The following is a 22,734-nucleotide window of genomic DNA, read 5'->3' on the forward strand; positions in this document are numbered from 1 at the left end:
CGAGCCCCCGCAGCGCCACCGGCCGCCGGGAGGGGAGGATCGCTCCTCACCCGCACACGACCGGGTCAGCCGGCGGGGGCCAGGACCGCCCCGCATGCCGGCCGGAGCATGCTCAGCCGCGGTAGGTCTCCAGCAGCCGCAGCCAGACTTCGCCGAGGGTCGGGAAGGCGGGGACGGCGTGCCAGAGCCGGTGGAGGGGCACCTCGCCCGCGACGGCGATGGTGGCCGAGTGCACCAGTTCCCCGACGCCGGGGCCGGCGAAGGTGACGCCCACCACGGTGTTGCGGTCGGTGTCGACGAGCATGCGGGCCTTGCCGCGGTAGTCCTCGCCGTACTGGTGGGCGCCGGCGACGTGGGCGAGGTCGTAGTCGACGACCTTGATGCGGCGCCCGCTCTGCTCGGCCTCGCGGCTGGTCAGGCCGACGGAGGCGACCTCGGGGGTGGTGAAGACGACCTGGGGGACGGCCGCGTGGTCGGCGGTGGCGACATGCGCGCCCCAGGGTGCCTCGTCGACGGGCTCGCCGTTGGCACGGGCGCCGATGACGGTGCCGGCGATCCGGGCCTGGTACTTGCCCTGATGCGTCATGAGCGCACGGCGGTTGACGTCGCCGACGGCGTAGAGCCAGCCGCCGTCGACGCCGGTGACACGGAAGGTGTCGTCGACGGTCAGCCAGTCGCCGGGGGTGAGACCGACGGTCTCCAGACCGAGGTCGCGGGTCTGCGGGGCGCGGCCGGTCGCCAGCAGGATCTCGTCCGCGGCCAGTTGCCCGCCGTCGGAGAGCGTGATCCGCACCTCGCCGTCTGCGCCGCCCTCGCGGGCCAGCGAGGTGACGGAGGTGTTGAAGCGGATGTCGACGCCCGCTTCGCGCAGTCCGTCGGTGACCAGTTCGCCGGCGAACGGCTCCATCCGCTCGAGGAGTCCGTCGTCGAGGACGAGCATGGTGACCTGGGAACCGAGCGCCTGCCAGACGGTGGCCATCTCGACGGCGACCACACCGCCTCCGACGACGGCGAGGCGGCCGGGCACCTTGTCGGCGCTGGTGGCCTCGCGGCTGGTCCAGGGGCGGACGGTGTCGAGTCCGGGGATCGGGGGCAGGGCGGCGCGGGTGCCGGTGGAGACGGCGACGGCGTGCCGGGCGGTCAGGGCGACGGTGTCGCCCTCAGGGGTCCGCACGGCCACCTGCTTGGGGCCGGTGAGGCGGCCGTGGCCGCGTACGAGGTCGACGGAGACCGAGTTCAGCCAGTCGACCTGGTCCTCGTCCTTCCAGTACGAGGACATCTTGTCGCGGTGTGCGAGGACCGCCTCGACGTCCAGCGGGCCGGCCACCGCCGGGTCGATTCCGGGTACGCGGCTCGCGTCGGCCCGCACCACCACCGGGCGGAGCAGCGCCTTGCTCGGGTCGCAGGCCCAGAACGAGCACTCGCCGCCGAGGAGTTCGCGTTCCACGATCACGGCGCTGAGCCCTGCGGCGCGGGCGCGTTCGGCCACGTTCTCGCCGACCGGCCCCCCACCGATGACGATCACGTCGTAGGTGCGGGTCGTCTCGTTCATTTCTGCTGCGTTCCTCACTGTTTCGTTCCTCATTGCTTCGGTGACTCGGGCGGACACTCCGGAAGGGCGTCGGGGCCTCCGCCCCGCACGGGGTCGACGGGGGCGGTCCCGGGATGGGACGACCGTGGCGGCAAAGCCGTCTCACGGCGCCCGCGGCACCGGACCGCCGGGCGGCGGAGGGTGACCATCGCGCTCGCCCGGCGGTCCGGTGCCGGCCTGCGGCGGCTTTGTGGGCTGATCAGCGGCCGGGGAGGCGCTGCGAGACCTCCTGGAGCACCCATCCGTTGCCGTCCGGGTCGCTGAAGGTGAGGAAGGAGCCGTAGGAGGCGCGCTCGGGATGCAGGCCGGCCAGCTGCTTCTGGCCGGCACGGTCGTAGGTGACGTCCCCGCCCTCGTGGCCGTGGTACAGCAGCCCGCCGGCGTCGTGGAAGATCTCGCTGACCTCGATGCCGCGGCCGACGAGCTCCGCGTGGGCCTCCTCGATGTCGGAGACGATGAGATACAGGCCTTGGAACGAGCCGGGTGCGATAGGAGTCATTCCCTCGCCGAAAATGATCGAGCACTCGGAGCCGGGCGGCGTGAAGTGCACGACCCGGAATTCCTCGTTGGCCGTGTAGTCGACGTCCAGGCGGAATCCGACCTTCTCGTAGAAGGCCTTGGCCCGGTCGGTGTCGGAGACGGGCAGCACGATCATTTCGAGCTTCAGGTTCATGGGGAGGTCCTTGGTTCTTGACGACTGCGTGCATCCCAGAGAACCAGCCGAAAAGGTGCCTCGGAGCGGTCCAGCAGGCCTGCCTTGGCCCTGGCCTGCTGGTCCAGGTACTGCCAGGTCCCCCCAGCGTCATCGCCGGGTAATGAGCGGCGGCGGGTGCAGGTGCTGCGCGGGCGGAACCGGCGAAGAGGCTGCCGAAGCGGCCCCGGGAGGGCGCCCGGACGACGGGGGAGGCATGCGGCTCCTTGATCGGAGGCGCCTGCGGGCCGGACGGCGATGGCCGGTACGGGCAGCTCGAGGCGGCGACCGGCAACCCAGCTTCGGCTCGCAAATCCGTCAGCCCGAGTGAGGTGGAACACGAACGGAACTTCCTCGATGGCCTTCTTTCGTGGCAATCCGGGGAGGCGAACTTCGAATTCATGACCTTTTGGGAGCCAGGATTATCGAAAAGCGTTTCGGCGACCGGCATCACTACGACGAGAGGCCGCGGCCGGCCCGCACGGGCGAACCCGAACGGACCGGAGCGCAGCGAAACAGCTCGTTCCTAAGCGACCGTGAGCACGATCTTCCCCTGGATGTGCCCTCGGGCGGCGCGTTCGTGCGCGGCTCGGGCATCCGTGAGCGCAAAGGTGCTGTCGATCGCGACGCGGACCGTGCCCGCGTCGAGCAGGCGTGCCAGCTCGGCGAGTTGCGCGCCGTTCGAGCGGACCTGGGTGCCCGTGACGGTGACGCCCAGCTTCGCGGTCTCCTCTTCGTCGAATTCGCCGAAGAACACGGGGAACTGGGAGCCGCCGCGCTTGAGCGTGCGCAGGAAGCGCTTGCTGTGGGGGCCGCCGACGGCGTCGAGAACGAGGTCGACGTCGTGCACGAGTTCCTCGGGACGGCTTTTGGTGTAGTCGATGAACTGGTCGGCGCCGAGTTCGCGCAGGAAGGATTCGTGTGCGCCCGACGCCACCGCGATGACCCGTGCACCCTTCCATTTCGCCAGCTGAAGCGCGAAGTGTCCCACGCCGCCCGCGGCGCCGTTGACGAGCACCGTCGTGTCGGCGTCGAGTGGCACCGGACGGTGCTGCGCCGCCTGGAAGGGCGACGGGTGATCGTGTCCGAGCTCGATCAGGAACTGCCACGCCGTGAGCCCGGCCATGGGTGCCCCGGCGGCGTGCACGTGATCGATGCCGGCCGGCTTGAGCGCGAGGTCCGACGCGGGCGCGGCCACGTACTCGGCGTAGGTGCTGCCGTCGAAGCTGGGGAAGCGAAGGAGACCGAAGACCTCGTCCCCGACGGAGAAGCCGTCCACGTCCGCGGCGACGGCCTCGACGACGCCCGACAGGTCCGTCCCCGGAATCACGGGCAGGCTGAACTTCGGCCGCACCTCCGGAGGCAGGTTGGACATCCCGTCGCGCAGGTACCAGTCGGGGGGATTGACGCCGACCGCGTGCACGCGAACGAGCGCCTCACCCGGCCCCGGCTTGGGCGTCGGCACCTCGTCGTACCGCAGAACCTCCGGACCGCCGTGCTCATGGAGCCGGACCGCCCTCATCGTGTGTGTCGGCATCGTTTTCTCCTGCCCGCACTGCGGGATAGACTCATTCGGATCAGCGATCCACATAAACGGACCACTGATCCGAATATATGGACCACTGATCCGGATAGTCAAGGGGGGCAGATGCGGGCCGACGCCAGGAAGAACCGCGACCACCTGCTCGCAGTAGCGGGCACCGCCATCACCGAGCAAGGCGTCGAGGTGTCACTGCGCGACATCGCGCGCAGGGCCGATGTGGGACTCGCGACGCTGCTGCGACACTTCCCGACGCGCGAGGCGCTGCTCGACGCCCTGCTCCGCACGAGCTTCGACGAGCTGACCGCCAAGGCAGGCGCTCTCGAAACTTCCAACTCGCCCGACGACGCTCTCGTTTCGTGGCTGCGCGACTGCGTCGCCTGGACAACCGAGTACCGGGGCGCCGTGGTGCTGATGGCAGCCGCCATCGAGGACACCGAGTCCGCACTCCACGCTTCGTGCGTCACTCTGCGCGCGGCCGGCGCGCGGCTCCTGACCCGTGCCCAGGCCGCGGGCACCGCGCGGACCGACATGGACGGCGCCGATGTGTTCGCCCTGGTAGCGGCGCTCGCCTGGCTCGGCGATCAACCCTCGCTCGCGCCACGCGCCGAGCACCTCTTCGACGTTGTCGCAAGCGCGATCCTCACCCGCACCGCGAGCAGCGATGCGGAGGAGGAACCCCGGCCGTAGCTGATCGTCGCGTACGCGAGCCAGTGAGGCGGACCGCGACCGCTCACACGCCTACGTCGCACGGTTGGCAGGCGAGCAGGGCGGAAGGCACGGTCCTGCCCCGGCCTGTTCCTACAGGTCGGCTACGAGAAGTCGGTAGCCGACGTCGAGCGTTTCGCGGTCGAGCAGGTCGGCGTGGCGCTCGTGCCACAGACCGGAAGACAGGTCGCCGGACAGCCGCGCCAGGCCCGGGCGGAGGACTTCCTCACCGGTCTGGGCGAGCATCGATATGCCGGCTCGCACTTTCGGGTCGAGGTACGCCTCAGGCCGGCGCCAGAAGGCCGCGCCGAATCCGTCGGTGCAGTCGTGCGGGACCGGGACCGTCTCGACGCGCGCGCCTCCGAGCAGCGCAACCAGCCGGTCGATCGGGACGGCCCTTGTGCCGTCGAACGCGGCCACCTCCGGCAGGTATTCGTCCAGCAGCCAGAACCTGCGGAAGACGGCCTGGTCCCACGTGAGGATGACGACGCGCTGCCGGGCGATCCGGAGGAGTTCCCCGACGCCGGCTTCCAGGTCGGTCCAGTGGTGCACGGTCAGCAGCGCCATCGCCGCGTCGGCCGAGCCGTCGGCGATGGGAATCGACTCCGCCGATGCCTGCAGGGCCCGCGCAGATCCGGTCGGACGTTGGGCGATCATCACCGAACTGGGCTCAACCGCCAGGACCGTTGCCGGTGGTTCGTAGGAACCGGCGCCGGCACCCACGTTGATGACGGTGGTGGCATCGCCGAGCGCCCCGTGGATCCGGGCGGCGATCCGGGGATCCGGTCGTCGCGTGTGACTGTAGGTCGCACCGATGCGGTCATACGTCGTCACGACGGACAGTATGCCCCGTCGCGATGTTCGCGGCGAAGCCGGAACGCATCGCCGTGCACAGAGCGTCCACCGACGCCCCGCTCGCCCGTGCGGCTGCGAGCGCCGTCCCTGATGCCCGGCGCCGCGGCGTCGCCTTCCTGCTCGACGGCCTCCGTACCGAGGCCGCCCGCCGGGCGCCCGCCTCCGGACGGCCACGCCACATCGCGGCGACCTCGGGGGGTGGGCCGGCGCAGCAAGCGTGGGGTCAGTTGCCCCGGCGGATGCGGGCGGCCTCACGGGCCGCGGCCATCTGGCGGGCCTCGGCCGTCTTGCGTGACTCCCGGCCGGGGCGCGTGCCCAGGCCGCGGAACGGGGCGCCACCGCGTGCCGGCGCCTGCGCGGCCGGTGCGCCGGCGACGGGAACGCCGGACGGGGCCTTGGCCCCGGTGATCCGGCTCAGCGCCGCATCGCCGGATCGTACCTGGGTGATCGTCGGCCGGATGCCCGCGTCGGACATGAGCCGGGTCATGTCGGGGCGCTGGTGCGTGGTCACGAGGGTCACCACCCGGCCGGACCGGCCGGCCCGCGCGGTCCGTCCGCCGCGGTGGAGGTAGTCCTTGGCGTCACCGGGGGGATCGACGTTGACCACGAGGTTCAGGTCGTCGATGTGGATGCCGCGGGCGGCGACGTTGGTGGCCACCAGGGTCGTCACCTCGCCGGTCTTGAACCGTGCGAGGGCCCGGGTGCGCTGCGGCTGGGACTTCCCGCTGTGCAGGCCCGCCGCCGCGACACCGGAACCCTCGAGGTGCCTGGTGAACTGGTCGACCGCGTGCTTGGTGTCCAGGAACATGATCACCCGGCCGTCACGGGCGGCGATCTCGGTGGCGGTGGCGTACTTGTCGGCGGCGTGGACGTACAGCACGTGGTGCTCCATGGCGACGACGGTCGCGGCCGAGGGATCGACCGAGTGGACCACCGGATCGGTCAGGTAGCGACGGACCAGGAGGTCGATGTTGTTGTCGAGGGTGGCCGAGAACAGCATCCGCTGGCCGCCGGCCCGCACCAGGTCCAGCAGCTCGGTGACCTGCGGCATGAACCCCAGGTCGGCCATCTGGTCCGCCTCGTCCAGGACCGTGATCCGCACGTGGTCCAGGTGGCAGTCACGGCGCGCGACGAGGTCGCTCAGACGTCCGGGCGTGGCCACGACGACCTCGGCCCCCGCCCGGATCGCTCCGACCTGCCGGCCGATCGAGAGGCCGCCGACCACGGTGGCGAGCCTGAGGTCCAGCGCCCGGGCGTAGGGGGTGAGCGCTTCCGTGACCTGCTGCGCCAGTTCACGGGTGGGCACCAGGACCAGTGCGCGGGGCCGCTTGGGCTCGGCACGCTGCCCGGCTGTACGGGTCAGCAGCGGCAGGCCGAAGGCCAGGGTCTTGCCCGAACCGGTGCGTCCCCGGCCGAGCACGTCCCGGCCGGCCAGCGCGTCCGGCAGCGTGGCGGCCTGGATGGGGAACGGTTCGTCCACGCCGAGGTCGGTCAGCGTCTTCAGCAGGGCCGGCGGGAGCCGCAGCTCGGTGAACGCCGTCATCGGCGGCAGGGCCGGGGTCGTCGTCACGGGTGCCGCGAACTCGCCCTGCGGGGTCGTGGGACGTCCCTTGCCGCCGGAGCGGCCGGGAATCTGCGGACGGGAACGGCCGGACTGGCCGGAGCGCTGGTCGTTCCGGGGCGAACGGTTCATGGGCGAACCTTCCTCGACGGGCACGCATCGAGGGAATTCCCGGTGGATGCGCGGCCGGGGAGTCGCCAGAACGAGCCGAAGACAAGACGGTGACCGACAGCGGGTGGTCCCGTCCGTACGGCGTGGGGTCGAGCTGCGTCGTGCGCGCCGGCGCCGGGTACCGACGTGCGGATCACACTTCCCCACGAGTTTACCCGCCCGGTCCGATTTCCCCGGCGGGTCCGCGGTCCCGCACGGGGCGGCGCCCTTCCGGATCGGCCGGGACGACGGCGTACCCAGGACCCGGTGGTGCCCGCGCAACGCGGGGTCGCCCCCTTCGGTGCTCGTCAACCCGTACCTGCGGGGGCCTGAGAAAACCGGTTGCGCGGTCTGCGGGGCTGGCTAGGATCGTGCCGATCTGAAGTGCCGGGCGTGAACAACGGCCCGGCGTAGTGGGAGAGGAGGTGCGTCTTCGTGGACGCCGCCGTGACGCGGCGCGCTCGTGTGTGCGCGCCAGACGCCTTTTCCCGCTACCTTCCCACCGGCTGATGACGCGCGTTCGCTGACGCTCCGTCCGGTGGGTCCTTCCACTGGAGATCATCACCATGCGTGAGCGCTTTGCCGACGGCGAGTCCTTCACCCGCATCCGCCCCAAGGGCACCAGACGACGCAGTCACCGCGACGCTGACGAGGCCTTCGAGGAGGCCTTCCCCGAGTACGCGGCACGCCGGGCCTCGGCGGTCGGGGATGCCCGCAGCACCCAGGACCTCCGTTCCACCGTCTTCGACTCCGGAGCCGAAGACGACGAGGACACCCTCGAGGAACCAACGCCCGGCCAGTCGACCGACGGCCCTGCCGAGGGTGACCGCTGGTCCACCTGGGACCGGTCGACCCCGACCGAGAAGGGCCCCGAGCCGCGCCCCGCATGGGTGGTGACGGACCTGGCCGCGGTCGACTTCGAACTCGGGATCGTCAAGACCGGCAAAGAGGCCGACGTCTTCCTGATCGAACGGGCGGTGCCCGGAACCGACCGCCGCACTCTGATGGCCGCCAAACGCTACCGCGACGGACAGCACCGCATGTTCCACCGCGACTCCGGATACCTGGAGGGGCGTGCCCACAAGGAGTCCCGGATCAGCCGGGCCATGGCCAAGCGCACGGCCTTCGGCAAAGAGGCCATCGCCGGCCAGTGGGCCGGCGCCGAGTTCGCGGCGTTGTCGCGGCTGTGGTCGGCGGGGGTGGCCGTGCCGTACCCCGTGCAGATCCTCGGGACCGAGATCCTCATGGAGTTCATCGGTGACCGGTCGGGGACGGCCGCGCCACGTCTCGCCCAGCTCCGCTCGGAAGAGGTCGATCTGGAGGACCTGTGGGAGCAACTGGGCCGCAGCTTGTCGCTGCTCGCGCGTGACGGCTACGCGCACGGCGACCTGTCGGCCTACAACATCCTCGTCCACGAGGGCCGCCTGGTCGTCATCGACGTGCCTCAGATCGTCGACGTCGTCGCGAACCCGCGGGGTCTGTCCTTCCTGGAGCGCGATGTCCGCAACGTCGGTGCCTGGTTCGTCTCCAGGGGCCTCGCCGAGCGACGTGTCGAGGAGCTGGCGCAGGCATTGGCCTTTGACGCACGGCTGGGCTGAACGTCGCCTGTGAATCGGCGTGTCCCCAGTCGCCGGGCACGCACGCCGACGCGCGACGCGGGCCCGGGAGCCGCTCCCGGGCCCGCGCGGGCGGGGATGGCGCGCCTTGCCGGGACGGAAGGGCGCACCTGACGGTACGTGGGGGCCCTATGCCTGCGGTCAATGGAAAAGGGGCTGCGTTGGGTTGGCGAGCCGGGCAGCATGGCGGGGTGGCTGATCTGCTGTGGGATGACGTGAGCAGTTTCTTCGACCCGGACTCCATGGGGTCGTTGCCGGACGTGCGTGTCCCGGACGTCTCGGTGGAGGGCTGGCAGGCCGTCCTCGATCTCATCGCGGAGAAGGGTTGGGAGTGCCAGTACTCGGAGGGCGAGGCCGTGCTTCCGGTACCCCGGGCGGAGGCCGTGCTGTCCCGCCCCGCGGATGCGGAGTGTCCGAACTTGCGGGTCTGGCCGTCTGCCGATGTGCTGGCGATCTTCCGTTTCCTTGACGACGAGGTCGTCGACTTCGACGTCGATCTGCGGGAGTTGCAGGGGCAGGAACGACTCGATGTGTTGTGCGGCTTCTTCCGGGAGATCGGGCGGCGGTTGGGCAAGCCGGTGCTGATGGACGGGGAGGGCGCCGTTGGCCATCCGATCCTCGGCTTCGATGTCGAGGCTGATCGAGTCGTCCTGCTCATGGAGCCGTAGGCCGGCGGCTGAGACCGACGACTGAGGTTGGTGGAAGGTTTCGTCGCGGAGCATGGGGAAGAGGACATCGGCCCGGCCCCCGGTCGAGAGGTCCCGCCGCGACCCTGTCGCTCGCGGTGGGAGCCGGTAGCTCAGCTGTGCGAGACCGTGAGGCCGTAGAAGGCGACGCGCGCGCCCCTGGTGGTGCTGTCGGACGAGGACTGGTTGTACGAGCCCGCCTTGAAGTACTGCTTGTAGGCGTTGAACGACGACGGGATCGCGTAGTGCGTGGTGCTGCCGTTCACCGTCAGGTCGATGGTGTGGCCGCCGGAAACGCCGATGGTGTACGTCCACGTCTTGCCGACGGACACGTGGCCGACGGTGTGGAGCGTCTGGCCGCCGGAGGGCGAGTTCTCGGTGCCGAGGACGATGTCGCCGCTGGAGCGGTAGTACAGCTCCAGCAGCGGCTTGGTGGACGAGCCGCCGGAGCCGAGGTGGATCTGCCCGACACAGACGTTGGAGGTCACCGAGAACGCGCAGCGTCGCGCTCATGCGGTGGGTACCACTGAGCGGCCAGTCCGCGGCGCTGCCGCTGCGGTTCATCTCGCGCAGTTCGGAGCGGGCGTAGTTGGAGTTGGGCGTGGTGACGCCCTTCTCCGGCGCCCAGAAGGTCATCGCGCCGTCGCGGGTGTCGGTGTAGAAGTACGAGTCCTGGTAGCCGTTCGCCCCTTGGAGGCGGGACGAGGAGATGGTGGTCGGTGAGCCCGGGGAGCCGACCGGCTCCTGGAGCTGCCACACCGAGAGGTCGAAGTTGCCGCCGGGGGCGACCTTGGGGTCGGCGGCGAAAGCGGGGCCGCTGCCGATGACGCGGTCGCGACGGCCAGGGAGGGTGGGGGGACCTCCTGTCAGATCGGGGTTCACTTACCTGAACGCGGTGTGTGGATGTGAACACCGGTCAGCTCGAGACCGTAGGACCGTGGCGTGGCCGCGTCAAGGTCTGCACCAATCGCCGCGCTGTCCGGGCGTGAGCCCGTCGCAGGACGGAGAAATCAGGTCCGCTGTGGACGTTGCCCACAGCGGTGGCAACCACAAGAAGCACCCGGCGATGCCGGGCCGCGCCCAGCGCCTGGTGACCGGTGCGGCTTCCCCGTCGCCGTCATCGACGGGCCCGGTCGCGGTGACCGGCCGCGCACGGCGTACGACGAAGCGGAGATCGCGGATTCTGTTCGGAGCGAGCGCGGCCGACGAGCCGGAAGGCCCGATCGTCGTCCACGGGGAGCACCCGTGCCGGGGTGGGTCTTCGTACCGCCCGGACCGTCGGCGGGGCCGTGGTCCACGTGGACGCTCGCAGGGCGGTGGCGCCGGTTCAGGCCTGGAACTCGGTGAGGTCGATGGTGTGCACACGCAGGGGGAAGCCGTACTTGGGGTGTGTGGTCTCGCGCTGCGGCGTCATGCCCAGCTTGCGCATCACGTTCTCCGAGGCGGTGTCGCCGATCCTCGCGATGCCGACCAGCCGTTCCAGGCCGCGGTCCTGGAGCGCGAACTCCATCGCGGCGTGGGCGGCCTCCGAGGCGTAGCCCTGACCCCAGAACTGTCGGCCCAGCCGCCAGCACACGGACACCTCGGGCATCACATCGGGCAGGAACTCCGGCAGGGACAGGCCGGTGAAACCGGCCAGTTCACCCGAGGCCAGCAACTCGACGGCGAAGAGGCCGAAGCCCTCCTCGTCCCACTCCTCCTCCCACCGTTCGATGGCCTCCGCCGTGTGTTCCAGGTCGCGTACGGAGCCGTCGCCGACCCAGCGCATCACCTGCGGGTCGCCGTTGATCTCGGCCATGGGCACCAGGTCGTCGTCCTGCCAGCGGCGCAGGAGCAGGCGGGGGGTCTGGATCTCGGTCATGGGTTCATCCTGTCGAAGGCGAAGCCGCGACGGTAATCGGCGTGGCGGCCGCTGCCGTCCGCCGGCGGGCATCCGCCGCCGTGCCTGCGCCGTCTTTGGGGCGTGTGCAGGAGCAGGCCCTCGCCCATGGCCCCAGGGCGGACCGGCGCGCGGAGCGTCGTCGCGGGGGCGTCGACCGCGACCCGGGCGATCAACGCGGTCAGGAGCAGGACGCCACGTGGAGGGACGGGGTCGGATCCGGAGGTGTGCTGCAGTAGGAGCGCCGAACCACTCGCGCCCTGGTTGTACTGGCGGTACCGTCAGTACATGCCGACTCCCAAGGGTATGAACGTCCCGTTCGCGGACGACGACGAACTGGACCAGGTGCGCCGCGCGGCCACGGCCGCGGGCCTGTCCACCCGCGAGTACATCCGCCGGGCCGCGCTCAGCTTCGCCAACGCCGTCCCGAACGAATTCCTGCAGGCCGCGGTGGAGGCGCACGCCCACGTCAAGGACGCGTTCGCCGAGATCCTGCCGGAGGACGGACGTCCGAACGAGGAGCGCCGCTCCGCGGAGGCGGAGGCCGGCCGCCGCCTGGCCGAGCTCGACGGCGACCAGGCACACGGGAGCGCCGCGTGAGCGCACCCCGCCCCGACGGGGTGATCTACGCGGAAGTGCCGATGCTGCTGCAGGTCGCCGAGCACATTCTCGGGGACCCGCAGGCCGACGACCTGGGGGTACTTCCCGCCGCGGTCGCCCGTCACCGCGCGGAGGCCATGGGCCAGGATGTCTACGGCTCGATCTGGCTCAAGGCTGCCGCGCTGCTCCACACCCTGGTGAGGCTCCCGGCCCTCGAGCACTCCAACGGCCAGTTCGGATGGCTCGCCGCAGTCGCGTTCCTCCGCGTGAACGGCCACACCCTGACCTACCCGCCGAAGGACGCCGCTGTCCTGGTCCGCGACGCCATAGCCGGCGAGAAGTCCGTCAAGGAGATCGCCCTGCAACTTCGCCAATGGGGTACCGCCTGAAAGAACTCCCCGGCGTGAGGGAACACGGCACGCCCGTAGGGCGCGGCATCAAACCCCTGATCGTGCGACGCGGCGTCGCGCCCGAATCCGGCGCGGGCGAGATCCGCTGGTCGTGGAGCGAGCCCTTGCCCGGCTCCACAAGTCCAAGCGTCTTTGGGCCCGTGGCGGCGCCGCGCTGACCTCCACCACGCCCTGCTGGGACTCGCCCGCGGCATCATCTGCCTGCGACGACTCCCGTACGTCATTCCGAAACGATCAGTTAAACTTCAGGGCGGCCGCGGGGGCTGCGGCTCGTCGCCGTGTGGCGACCGCGGAACGGCCAGGTCGGCCGGTCGAGGAGAGCGGCCGGTGTCAGGGCCTGGGTCTGGACGGGGACGACACGACGCTGATCATGAAGATCCCGCGAAATCGCGTGACCGCCGACGCGCGTCCGAGTGGTCTGGGGCGCCTTGCCCACCCGCCCGTGAACAGAAGACCCGCCACGGAGATGTGAGGTATGTCAGTGATCTGCGTCGGAGGCATGATCGGAATCGGCAAGACGAGTGTGGCCGAACTGCTCGCCAAGGAACTGGGCAGCGAAGTCTTCTACGAGAGCGTGGAAGACAATCCGATCCTTCCGCTCTTCTACACGGCGAGCCCCGAGGAGATCCAGGCCAAGCGGTACCCCTTCCTGCTCCAGCTCCACTTCCTGCAGACGCGGTTCGCCTCGATCAAGAAGGCGTACAAGCAGGGCGACAACGTCCTCGACCGGTCCATCTACGAGGACTGGTACTTCGCGAAGGTCAACCACGACCTGGGCCGGATCAGCTCCCTCGAGATGCGGGTGTACGAGGGGCTGCTCGACGAGATGATGCGCGAGATCGACGGCCTGCCGTACCGCAAGGCACCCGATCTCATGGTCTACCTCAAGGCGGACTTCGAGACGGTCCTGCACCGCATCGGGTTGCGGGGCCGGGACTTCGAACAGGACGAGAGCCTCGTCGAGTACTACCGGACGCTGTGGTCCGGCTACGACGACTGGGTGCACAAGCACTATTCGGCCAGCGAGGTCCTCGTCGTCGACATGAATCACACCGATGTGGTGAACAACCCCGAGGACGCGGCCCGCGTGGCGCGCGAGGTCAAGGACGCCCTGGCGGCGGTCGGCCGCCGGGCGAACGCCACCGGCGAGACCGCCGAACGCGAGACGCCCACGGCGGTCTCCGCCTGAGCGGCGGACCCCCTCCATGCGCCCGACGTACCGAAAGGCCACGGATCCACCCCTGTGAGCAGGGGTGGATCCGTGGCCTTGTTCCGAGAGGGGGCTGCGTCAGTCCGCGGCGCGACCCCATTGAGCCTGGTGCAGCGTGAAGTTGCAGATCCCGGGTCGGGTGTGAGTAGCGGTGGGAATGGTCGTGCCGGCCGGCCGGCGGTGTGCTGCGGTGGATGTGGCGGGGCCCTCCGGCATGGAGGGGCGTGGTGCCGGTGGCGTGCCGGGTGGCGTGTTGCAGCGCGGGAGCCGGGCCGCCTGCCGGGACGGGCATCAGCCACTCGCCAGGCGAAATGGACCAGCCAAGACCATTGCATACAGTATTCCGGCCGGTTAGGGTCGTTCCATGCTGCAGATGAAGCCCAAGGACCTGGCGCTCCCGGTGATCATGAGCTCGGCGGCACGTGGCGCGCAGCTCACCCGCGCACGGCGGTGCGGGGCATGACGACGTACGGCGACGACGCGACGATACGGCAGATACTCACCGCTGCCGGCGACACTTGGGCCGTTGTGGGCCTGTCCGACAACCCCGAACGGGCCGCTTACCGTGTGGCGGGGAAGCTGCAGCGCCTGGGCAAGAGGGTGGTACCCGTCCACCCGAAGGCCGAGACGGTGCACGGCGAGCCGGGCTACGCGTCCTTGACCGAGATCCCCTTTGCGGTGGATGTGGTGGACGTGTTCGTCAACTCCGCCCTCGCCGGGGGTATCGCCGACCAGGCCGTGGCGATCGGCGCGAAGGCGGTCTGGTTCCAGCTGGACGTCATTGACGAGGCCGCCTACGCAAGGACACGCGATGCGGGCCTGCTGATGGTGATGGACCGCTCCCCGGGACGGGAGATACCCCGGCTGGGGCTGGGCTGACGCTTACCGGCCGGCCACTGCGCGATGGTGTCGGCAGGTTGTGCCGTGGCCCCGTGGTCGAGGGGCCAGAGCGTGTGTGCATTGACCGTGACGCCACCCTCGTGCGGAAACTCAGCTCGGGTTGGGAGGAGATTCGTTGCGCAGCCTCCAGATGTCCTTCCACTGCCGGGCGTGAGCGGCGGCCAGCAGCGGGTCGGGCTCGTCGGCCCGCTGCACCGCGAGGCTGACCCCGCATTCCCTGCACAACTGATGGATCCGGTAGAGGCCGTCGTGCCAAACGCTGGTGTTGTCCCGGTTTCCGCATACCCGGCACGTCAGCCCAGGAGCTTCATCGAGCGGGACCGACGAACGGAGCACCCGCTCGACGACCACCGGCAGCGACTCGCCGGGATGGACCGTCGGCTCGGGGCAGTAGGCGATGTTCCCCCATCCACGCTGCCAGCCTCGCCATGAGTCGTCTGCTTTCGCCTGCCGAAAGCCGCGTGCTTTGTCCGCTCGGCGGCTATGGGTATGAGCACGTTCGTCAGCGAGCCAGAGCTGTCGGGCGTGGTGCAGCTCTGCGACGGCGCGTATCAGCGAGCTCGGATCCTTCTCCAGATCCTTGGGAATTCCCGCGCTGAGGCAGAGGTGGTGATAAGTGGCTCGGAAGCCGTAAGGCGCGAAGTGCACAAGGCACGACCGCAGATTCGTATGCCGGACACGCGCGGGCAGGTCCTCGTCGTAGACCCGTCTCTGGTGCGTGTTGAAGCTGCTCATCCCAGGACGCTACGGCCTGCCGAGCCGGATCGCACGTCACTTTGGTGGCCCAAGGTCTCGCCCGGGGCAGGGTCCTTTCACCAACTACTGCCAGAACCAAGTCAACGTGCCCTGTCAGCAGACCCGTCCCGGACGCGTTTTTCGGTCCAGGCTCTGATGCGGCAGCACGTCGCTTGCCCGGTTGCCGAAGCTCGTGTTGCCGTTCTGGGTGCTGCCGGGCGGGGAGTGGCGGGTTGGTTTACCTGTTGCTGCGAGTGCTGTGGGCCGCAAGGTTCCGGCCAGTTGTGTGTCCAAGTCGGTGGAGTTGTCCAGATGATGCGGCAGTTTGAGTTGTGCCGTGCGGCGTGTGGATACATTGGGGTTCTGCTGTTGGGGCGGGCCGGATGCGGGATCCGGCGAGGTTGAGGAGTTCTTGGTCATGGGGGAGTCCGGGTTCACGGAGCGCTGGTTGGAGACCGGCTCGGGGCCCGGTGCTGTGGTTCGGGCGCGTGTGGCGCAGGTGAACCAGGCGGTCCAGGCGGCGTACCGGGCGTGGCTGGACCATGCCACCTCATGCCCCACGTGCCGGGATGGAGCTGCCCGCCAGTGCACGGTCGTGCAGCCGCTGTGGGACGCCTACCAAGCGGCGCAGCAGGCGGCCCAGTGACCGGATGCAGGGCAGAACGGGCATCCGGCTCGGTCGGCTGGCCGGTCGGCCGGTACCGGGGCGTCACGCCGGAATGCTGCTGACCCCCGGTGGGCGGGCGACCCTCCAGTGCCGCGTGGAGAACGTGGCGAGACCGTGTTGAGTGTCCTGCTTGCGGGACGCTGTCAGGGCGGTGTACAGCCGGTACTGGGGTCGCGATTGGTCCATTGGTGGAAGACATGCCACGGGAGAATCACCGCCATGTCCAACTCGTATGCGCAGCCCATTCTAAGAACGCCGGACCTTTCGGAGGGATTGCGTCTTGTTGAGCGGTTGCTTGCGATCGCTGACCTCAGGGGCCTGGAAGTCGATCTCGGGGCGCGGGTGTCCCAGGCGCAGACCCTTTCACCGCTCATGGATTTGCTGCCGGATCCCGAATGGGGGGCGGAGGGCGGCGGCTCCGGTGCGTCGCTGAAGGGGGACGACCCGTCGGAGTACCTGCCCATCTGGGTGCGGGGCTGGGCCATGCCGCCAGAGTCGGTCGGGCCGTTCCTCATGGCGGTGGGCGGTAGCCCGGCCTCGGTGCGGTGGGACTTCAATGGGTGGCCCGAGGCCCCGGAGATCGGTCTGGGGATCGGAGGCACCAGGGGTGCGTTCGTGACGCTGTGCGTCAATGCGCGCGACCTCGAACTGGAGGAGCCCGCGACGGATCACACGCGTTTCGTCCACGTCAAGCAGATCGAGGCCGGGCGCGCGCCGTGGCTCGCGGCTCAGGTTGGGCTGCGGGTGATCGGTGAGCTGGTGATGGCGCCCTGCTGAGGACACCTCGCACACAGGCGGCGGGCCACCGCGGAATCGCCCGGCGGTGGCCCGCTGTGGAACTCGCATCTCCCAGGCGCAGTTCCCCGCATTCGGGTCGCAGATGCCACCCGTGTCCTTGGGGCTCCACCAGTTCATGAAATCCGAAGGGGTCGATCGCGTCCTGGCTGATCTCCCACAGGCCGCGCCAGAGGCCGAAACTCTGGACGTACTGTTGGTCTGGGGGCGGAAGGGCATCAGGTGTTCGGCCATGCCGAAGACGCGGCCACGGATCCTCGGGCCCAGCAGCCCGTCCGGTTACGTGGTGAGGACCGGGCGGGTGCTCCGCGCGACCTCGTCGGCGTTCACCGCCCTGTCCACGGCGGGGTCGCCCCACAGTTGGGCGATTCGGGCGGGGCACTTCGTCGCCGAGTGGCTGTCACTGAAGGGGTGCCCCTCCGGCTCCGCTCGCTCAACCCACTGACCGCCATTAGATTTGTCATGTGGGTGACCTGCCTCCTGATCTGGATGCCTTGCACGTGATCCGCCTCTACCTGCAGCTACAGATTGACGCGGTCGACGCCAAGATCCGCGAGACCGAAGAGTCAGGTGAGCCCTCCGCGCCTACGTCAGCAGAACGCGAGGGCTCCTTTGCAGTCGGCTTTCGCCTCCAGCACGTACCCAGGGGCGGGACGCTCCGTGGTGTGGTCCACCGCGGTGACTGCCCGGACGCAGCCGGCGATTGGCTCACCCCGCGTGAGGTTGAGATTGCGTTCCGTATGCCCGACGTGACGCCCTGCCCACGCTGTCACGCGAGCTTGAACGACTCGTAGCCGGTGCGTCCAGTGCGGGTCAGTACCCGCGGGCGCCTCCCGTGGTCCCGCAGGATGGACGCGCAGGCCTACTTCGGCTTCGCCGTCGACGGCGTCCTCCCCGCGGTCCGGCCCGGCGCCGACGTCAGGATCGCGGCGATTCTTGGGCGCATCTATCGCCACTGATCAAGAGGTGACTACTTTCTGTAGTTCTTTGACTGCTCAGCGATGCTGTGGTCGCGTGTGGGCACCAGGGTGCCGTCCACGATGAGGACCGTGCCCTTGCGGAATCGCTGTCGCTGCTTGAGGGCGAGCAACGGGCCGGTGTGGTCGATGATCCGGTCGGCGGCGGACTTGGAGACGCCGAACAGCGGGGCCGGCTGGCGCAGAGTGAGGTTGGTCCGCCAGTACGCGGCCACCAGCAGTACACGCTGTGGTCAGCCGGTCGGTACGGTGCGGCGGGAGCGGATCAGCGCCCGGCGGCCGAGGAGGATGGCGATCAGTCCCAATGGGATGGCCGCGATGGCTCCGACGAGGCCGTTGCCGGTGCCGGGACCGCCGCTGGAAGTGGCCAGGTGCAGCACTGCCAGGATCGTGCCGGCCAGCCCCGTCGCCATGGCGGACATGGCGCCGGTGCGCGCGTTGCCGGGGCTGATCCGTGCGGCGGCACGGGAGAGGGCCAGCCAACCGATGGCCACGCCGACCAGCCCCACCCCGAGAGCCAGGTTGGCCCCCGTCCGCCCATCGCCGATGACTCCGCCCTCGGCGGCCGCCATCAAGACGTCTGATGCGCTCATGTCTCTCCCCTTCCGCACGGCAATGTCAAGGTGTCTCTGTGCCTTGAGCATGTCTGCCGACCGCACCGCCGGTCGTCCCGCATGCGCAGTTACTTTGCGATGCCGCCCATGCCGCAGACGCCTGCTGCGGATGTGGTAGAAACCGTGCGGATACTGCAGGCGCGGTAGCGTCCCGCTCGTCCACGAGCGGGACTTGCCCGCAGCGACACCCGGTTAAGGTGCGCGCATGACCAAAGGACGGTTCGGCGTCCCGGCCGGTGTCGGAGACTGGGCGATCGCCCTCGGTGTGGCGGCCCTGCTGCTGAGCACCGGGCTGCCCGAGGCGCACCCCGGTATGAATCCCGACGTGATCGGCTACGCGCTGCTGCCGGCCGGCGGCCTCGCGCTGGCCGCGCGTCGCCGCGCTCCGCTGACCGTCTTGGTCATTACCGGGCTGTGTGCGGTGGGGTATCAGGCGGCAGGCTTTGACGCGCTCTCCGTCCCGTACCTGGTCGCGGTGTACGGCGCGGTGCGGGCCGGGCACCGCGCCGTCACGGTGGCGGCGTCCGTGACCGTGCTGGTCGCTCTTCAGCTGACTGCCCTGGTCTTCCATGATGGGCCTGCGGGCGAGGCGTTGGCACAGGCCCGCCACGTCCTCGAGGTTGCCTGGTTGATCGCCGCGTTCGCCGCGGGGGAGGCGCTGCGGCAGGCCGAGCGACGGGCGGACGAAGCCGAGCGCACCCGGGAGGAGACCGCGCGGCGCCGTGCGGATGAGGAGCGCCTGCACATCGCGCGGGAGCTGCATGATTCGCTCACCCACCAGATCTCGATCATCAAGGTGCAGGCGGAAGTCGCCGTTCACGTCGCCCGTAGGCGAGGTGAACAGGTATCCGAGGCCCTGCTGGCCATCCAGGAAGCCGGACGTGAGGCCACCCGGGAACTGCGCGCCACCTTGGAGGCGCTGCGCGATGACGACACCACCCCGCCCCGCGGGCTCGACCACATCCCGGAGCTGGTGGAGCAGGCAAACAGGGCGGGCCTTGAGACGACGCTGACGATCGAGGGACGGCGGACCGACCTGCCGGCCGCGGTGGGCCGGACCGCCTACCGGATCGTTCAGGAGGCGCTGACCAACATCGCCCGGCACGCCTCCGCCGCGACCGCGTCGGTCCGCATCGACTACCGGGCCGACTCGCTCGCCATCCAGGTCGATGACGACGGCGAGGCCACGCCGGACACAGTACCGAAGCACGGCCTGGGTCTGCTCGGCATGCGTGAACGCGTCACCGCCCTCGGCGGCCGGCTCCTCGCGCAGCCGCGCAGCGAGCGCGGCTTCTCAGTCCAAGCCGAACTCCCCCTGGACCACACCTCATGATCCGTGTCCTGCTGGTCGACGACCAGCCGCTCATTCGCAGCGGATTCCGCGCACTCCTCGACCTCGAAGACGACATCGAGGTGGTGGCCGAGGCCGCCGACGGCGCGGAAGGCCTGGCACTGACCAAGCAGCACCTGCCCGACGTCGTGCTGATTGATATCCAGATGCCGGTCGTCGACGGCATCGAGGCCACCCGGCGCATCGCCTCGGACCCGGCCCTGGCTCAGGTGCACGTGGTCATCCTCACCAACTACGGGATGGACGAGTACATCCTGGACGCGCTGCGTGCCGGCGCCACCGGATTCCTCGTGAAGGACATCGTGCCGGACGACTTCGTGCACGCTGTGCGTGTCGCCGCCCGCGGTGACGCGCTGCTCGCGCCGTCCATCACCCGCAAACTGATCAACCGTTACGTTACCCAGCCGACCCCCGCCGTCGCCGACACCGGCTTGGCCGAATTGACCGGCCGCGAACGCGAGGCCGTCGTCCTGGTCGCGCAAGGGCTGTCCAACGATCAGATCGCCGACCGAATGGTGATCAGCCCGCTGACGGCAAAGACCCACATCAACCGGGCCATGACCAAGCTCCACGCCCGCGACCGCGCCCAACTCGTGGTACTGGCCTACGAATCCGGCCTCATTGCTCCGCGCAACTCCTGACGTGGAGGAGAGCATCCGGGCGGCGGCCAAACGCTAACGGGCCGAACCACCAGACGGGTTACCAGCCGGGACGGGTGTCCCAGGGCGGTCCGCCGTGCTCGTAGCTCTGGCTTCCCGCCGGAGTCTGCCCGTTGTGGAGGTACGGAACGTCGGCCGTGCCTCCGGGGGAGCGGGCCTCGCGGATCCAGGAGTCGGCCAAGCTGGTGGCGGTGGAGACCGTCTGTGCCGATCCAGGCTCCGGCGTCGGCGTGTGGACGGGTACTGAGAGACTGCCGTAGCGCTCCATGCGCTGCCAGCGCAGCCGCGATCCCGCGGTCGCGGTCACGACCGATTGGATGACCACGAGGTACATCAGTTGGCGGTAGACGAACTGCTGCAGGGGCAGGCTCCACAGCGGACGGGAGCTTTCGCCATCGAGGCGGAAGGCGTAGAAGCCCATCGCGGCCTGTAGGGCCAGGAACGCCAGCCACAGTCCGAGGATGCGGAACGGGTCGAGGAAGATCAGCCCGTATACGGCGAAGATGTCGACGACCGGTGCCAGCAGCGGTAGCAGGACCTGGAAGAGCAGCAGATACACCAGGCCGCGCCGGCCCAGTTTGCCTGCCGCGCCGGACTGGACGAGGGCGCCACGGTGCTTCCACATCGCCTGCAAGGTTCCGTAGCACCAGCGGTAACGCTGCCGCCACAGCGCCCCGAGGGATGCGGGCGCCTCGGTCCAGGCGATCGCGTTCTCCTCATAGACCACCCGCCAGCCGTCCCGGCACAGTGCCATGGTCAGGTCGGTGTCCTCGGCGAGCGTGGCGTCACTGACGCCGCCGACCCGGAGCAGTGCTTCACGCCGGAACGCCCCGACGGCGCCGGGGACGGTGGGCATGCACTCGGCGAGATCGAACAGCCGACGGTCGAGGTTGAAGCCGACGACGTACTCGATGTGCTGCCAACGGCCCAGCAGTCCCCCGCGGTTGATGACCTTGGCGTTGCCGGAGACAGCGCCCACCCGCGGGTCGGCGAGGGGTTGCACCAGCATGCGGACCGCATCGGGCTCGAAGACCGTGTCGCCGTCGACCATGACGAGCAGGTCGTGCGAGGCGGCGGCGATCCCGGTGTTCAGAGCTGCGGGTTTGCCGGCATTCGCCTGGCGGATGACGCGGACGTAGGGGAGACGCAGGGATTCCACGAGGTCGGCCGTGCCGTCCGTGGAGCCGTCGTCCACCACGATGACCTCGACGGGGTGGTCGGAGGCGAGCAGCGAGCGGACCGCGGCCTCGATGCCTGCGCTCTCGTTGTAGGCGGGCACGATCACGCTGACGGGCGCGGTGACCGGGTGCCCCCACGCGGTGCCGCGCCGGCGGACGTGACGCCGGGCGGCGAACAGCACCGCACCGGCGCGCAACAGCGCGAGCGCTCCGGCCGCGTACAGCAGCCAGCCGAGAATGCGCAGCGCCCACGCACTGCCGTCGAGTGCCGCGATGAGCCCGAGGCCCAGCCAGTGGTCCTTGGCCGCGACCGGCTTGACGGCCGTCGGGACGTTCGCGGCCGCACCGACGGTCGTCACGGTGAAACCGCGGGCAGCGAGCTTCGGCAACAGCCGGTCGAGGGCGGCGACGGTCTGGGCTCGGTCGCCGCCGCCGTCGTGCATGAGCAGGACCTGGCCGGCGGTCCCGTGAGGCAGGGAGTTGGACACGATCCGGTCCGCGCCCGGTCGCTGCCAGTCCTGGCTGTCGAGCGTGCTCAGTACGGTCAGGTAGCCGTCCGCTCCGGCCGCCCGGATCGCCTCCCAATCCTGGTTGGCCAGGGCTTTGTTGGTGGAGGAGTACGGCGGGCGCAGGAGCGAGCTGGAGTTTCCGGTGGCCCCGGCCAGCATCAGCTGGGCCTCACGCAGCTCGAGCGAGCGCTGCCAGCGGGGGATGCCTGCGAGATCGGCGTGCGTGAAGGTGTGGACGCCGAGCTGATGCCCCTCGGAGAGGATGCGTCGGACCACTTCCGGGTGCGCTGCGACCTGGGTGCCGACGACGAAGAAGGTGGCGTGGACGTGGTGGCGTCGCAACACGTCCAGGATCCTCGGCGTCCACGTCGGGTCAGGGCCGTCGTCGAAGGTGAGGGCGATGGTGTGCGGCCGGGGGCGGGCGGTGCGGGCCGGGGTTGCCGCGCTGTCGATCACCGGACCGCCGTGGGTGACGACGGCGGGCACGTGGTCGGAAGGGCCACCGGCCGATGCGGAGTCATCGCTGATTCCGAACATGTGCTGCGTGTAGCCCTGGATGAGCAGGGCCGCGCTGAGCGTCAGGACGAGCACCGTCAGCAGCAGCCAGTGGGTGCGCAGGGGCGTGTTGCGTGCGACTCCCCGACGGTCACCCCGCCCGCGGGAACGGGAGGTGGCGGCGCGGGTGTGGGCGTGCGACATCGGGGGACTCTCTTCGACGGCGGATCAGCTGCCCGGGTCAGGGGCGGCCGCCACCAGTGCTGTGGGCCGGGGCGGGGTGAGTGGCTGTGCTCTTGCCGTGGGTCGCCTGGGCAGCCGGTGGCGTCGTCGCGGCGGAGGGCTTGACGCTGGGCG

20 protein-coding genes and 2 pseudogenes are annotated in these 22,734 nt (G+C 69.9%); 10 read left to right on the forward strand and 12 right to left on the reverse strand.

Going from position 1 to position 22,734, the window contains the following annotated elements; all coding sequences use genetic code 11:
- Positions 1 to 112 precede the first annotated feature (112 nt).
- The 3 genes from ACFYYN_RS35710 to ACFYYN_RS35720 form a co-directional block, all read right to left on the reverse strand.
- On the reverse strand, positions 113 to 1,552 hold the full coding sequence (locus ACFYYN_RS35710; RefSeq protein WP_500549028.1) for a dihydrolipoyl dehydrogenase family protein: 1,440 nt from the start codon (positions 1,550 to 1,552) through the stop codon (positions 113 to 115).
- 238 nt (positions 1,553 to 1,790) lie between these two features.
- Entirely contained in the window at positions 1,791 to 2,264 is a 474-nt protein-coding gene (locus ACFYYN_RS35715; RefSeq protein ID WP_500549029.1) for a VOC family protein, read from the reverse strand.
- Between the two features lie 544 nt (positions 2,265 to 2,808).
- On the reverse strand, positions 2,809 to 3,819 hold the full coding sequence (locus tag ACFYYN_RS35720; protein ID WP_500549060.1) for an NADP-dependent oxidoreductase: 1,011 nt from the start codon (positions 3,817 to 3,819) through the stop codon (positions 2,809 to 2,811).
- A gap of 111 nt (positions 3,820 to 3,930) precedes the next feature.
- On the opposite strand from ACFYYN_RS35720, the gene ACFYYN_RS35725 reads away from it, so the two are divergent.
- The gene (locus ACFYYN_RS35725; RefSeq protein ID WP_500549030.1) at positions 3,931 to 4,512 is read left to right on the forward strand and encodes a TetR/AcrR family transcriptional regulator; all 582 of its coding nucleotides are present in this window, start codon (positions 3,931 to 3,933) and stop codon (positions 4,510 to 4,512) included.
- A gap of 111 nt (positions 4,513 to 4,623) precedes the next feature.
- Here ACFYYN_RS35725 and ACFYYN_RS35730 read toward each other — a convergent pair whose 3' ends face one another.
- Both ACFYYN_RS35730 and ACFYYN_RS35735 read right to left on the reverse strand, forming a co-directional pair.
- Complete coding sequence (locus ACFYYN_RS35730) at positions 4,624 to 5,364, reverse strand: class I SAM-dependent methyltransferase (protein ID WP_500549031.1); 741 nt, start codon at positions 5,362 to 5,364, stop codon at positions 4,624 to 4,626.
- A gap of 244 nt (positions 5,365 to 5,608) precedes the next feature.
- Entirely contained in the window at positions 5,609 to 7,078 is a 1,470-nt protein-coding gene (locus ACFYYN_RS35735; RefSeq protein WP_500549032.1) for a DEAD/DEAH box helicase, read from the reverse strand.
- A gap of 584 nt (positions 7,079 to 7,662) precedes the next feature.
- Between ACFYYN_RS35735 and ACFYYN_RS35740 the strand changes: the two genes are divergently transcribed.
- Both ACFYYN_RS35740 and ACFYYN_RS35745 read left to right on the forward strand, forming a co-directional pair.
- Positions 7,663 to 8,694, forward strand: coding sequence for a serine protein kinase RIO (locus ACFYYN_RS35740; RefSeq protein ID WP_500549033.1), 1,032 nt, complete (start codon positions 7,663 to 7,665; stop codon positions 8,692 to 8,694).
- Positions 8,695 to 8,903: 209 nt separating this feature from the next.
- Complete coding sequence (locus ACFYYN_RS35745; protein WP_500549034.1) at positions 8,904 to 9,380, forward strand: hypothetical protein; 477 nt, start codon at positions 8,904 to 8,906, stop codon at positions 9,378 to 9,380.
- A gap of 131 nt (positions 9,381 to 9,511) precedes the next feature.
- Here ACFYYN_RS35745 and ACFYYN_RS35750 read toward each other — a convergent pair.
- Positions 9,512 to 10,223 (reverse strand): annotated as a pseudogene (locus ACFYYN_RS35750) (polysaccharide lyase family 7 protein).
- A gap of 502 nt (positions 10,224 to 10,725) precedes the next feature.
- Positions 10,726 to 11,259: a GNAT family N-acetyltransferase gene (locus ACFYYN_RS35755; protein ID WP_500549035.1), complete on the reverse strand. Its 534-nt coding sequence runs from the start codon at positions 11,257 to 11,259 to the stop codon at positions 10,726 to 10,728.
- A gap of 306 nt (positions 11,260 to 11,565) precedes the next feature.
- Here ACFYYN_RS35755 and ACFYYN_RS35760 point away from each other — a divergent pair, with 306 nt between their 5' ends.
- From ACFYYN_RS35760 to ACFYYN_RS35775, 4 genes are all read left to right on the forward strand, one after another.
- Positions 11,566 to 11,877, forward strand: a complete 312-nt coding sequence (locus ACFYYN_RS35760) for a hypothetical protein (protein WP_500439575.1) — start codon at positions 11,566 to 11,568, stop codon at positions 11,875 to 11,877.
- A complete protein-coding gene (locus ACFYYN_RS35765) occupies positions 11,874 to 12,266 on the forward strand; it encodes a type II toxin-antitoxin system death-on-curing family toxin (RefSeq protein WP_500328290.1) in 393 nt (130 codons plus the stop codon). The genes ACFYYN_RS35760 and ACFYYN_RS35765 overlap by 4 nt, the downstream gene beginning before the upstream one ends.
- 496 nt (positions 12,267 to 12,762) lie before the next feature.
- Positions 12,763 to 13,476 (forward strand): deoxynucleoside kinase, encoded by a 714-nt coding sequence (locus ACFYYN_RS35770; RefSeq protein ID WP_500549036.1) that lies wholly within the window; start codon positions 12,763 to 12,765, stop codon positions 13,474 to 13,476.
- Between the two features lie 480 nt (positions 13,477 to 13,956).
- Complete coding sequence (locus tag ACFYYN_RS35775) at positions 13,957 to 14,376, forward strand: CoA-binding protein (protein WP_500328287.1); 420 nt, start codon at positions 13,957 to 13,959, stop codon at positions 14,374 to 14,376.
- Between the two features lie 111 nt (positions 14,377 to 14,487).
- Here the strand turns inward: ACFYYN_RS35775 and ACFYYN_RS35780 are convergent, their stop codons facing one another.
- Complete coding sequence (locus ACFYYN_RS35780) at positions 14,488 to 15,132, reverse strand: hypothetical protein (protein WP_500549037.1); 645 nt, start codon at positions 15,130 to 15,132, stop codon at positions 14,488 to 14,490.
- 114 nt (positions 15,133 to 15,246) lie between these two features.
- Positions 15,247 to 15,552, reverse strand: coding sequence for a hypothetical protein (locus tag ACFYYN_RS35785; RefSeq protein ID WP_500549038.1), 306 nt, complete (start codon positions 15,550 to 15,552; stop codon positions 15,247 to 15,249).
- Between the two features lie 466 nt (positions 15,553 to 16,018).
- On the opposite strand from ACFYYN_RS35785, the gene ACFYYN_RS35790 reads away from it, so the two are divergent.
- A complete protein-coding gene (locus ACFYYN_RS35790) occupies positions 16,019 to 16,576 on the forward strand; it encodes a hypothetical protein (protein ID WP_500549039.1) in 558 nt (185 codons plus the stop codon).
- 994 nt (positions 16,577 to 17,570) lie between these two features.
- Here the strand turns inward: ACFYYN_RS35790 and ACFYYN_RS35795 are convergent.
- Positions 17,571 to 17,798, reverse strand: a pseudogene (locus ACFYYN_RS35795) (helix-turn-helix domain-containing protein); the annotation flags it as partial.
- Positions 17,799 to 17,804: 6 nt separating this feature from the next.
- A complete protein-coding gene (locus ACFYYN_RS35800; protein WP_500328281.1) occupies positions 17,805 to 18,164 on the reverse strand; it encodes a DUF6223 family protein in 360 nt (119 codons plus the stop codon).
- A gap of 226 nt (positions 18,165 to 18,390) precedes the next feature.
- On the opposite strand from ACFYYN_RS35800, the gene ACFYYN_RS35805 reads away from it, so the two are divergent.
- Both ACFYYN_RS35805 and ACFYYN_RS35810 read left to right on the forward strand, forming a co-directional pair.
- Entirely contained in the window at positions 18,391 to 19,518 is a 1,128-nt protein-coding gene (locus ACFYYN_RS35805) for a sensor histidine kinase (protein ID WP_500549040.1), read from the forward strand.
- Complete coding sequence (locus ACFYYN_RS35810) at positions 19,515 to 20,177, forward strand: response regulator (RefSeq protein WP_500549041.1); 663 nt, start codon at positions 19,515 to 19,517, stop codon at positions 20,175 to 20,177. The genes ACFYYN_RS35805 and ACFYYN_RS35810 overlap by 4 nt, the downstream gene beginning before the upstream one ends.
- Before the next feature lie 58 nt (positions 20,178 to 20,235).
- Here the strand turns inward: ACFYYN_RS35810 and ACFYYN_RS35815 are convergent, their stop codons facing one another.
- A complete protein-coding gene (locus ACFYYN_RS35815) occupies positions 20,236 to 22,581 on the reverse strand; it encodes a bifunctional polysaccharide deacetylase/glycosyltransferase family 2 protein (protein WP_500549042.1) in 2,346 nt (781 codons plus the stop codon).
- Positions 22,582 to 22,734 lie beyond the last annotated feature (153 nt).

The organism is Streptomyces sp. NPDC001902, from assembly GCF_042891295.1.
In the GTDB taxonomy this organism is placed as follows: Bacteria; Actinomycetota; Actinomycetes; order Streptomycetales; family Streptomycetaceae; genus Actinacidiphila.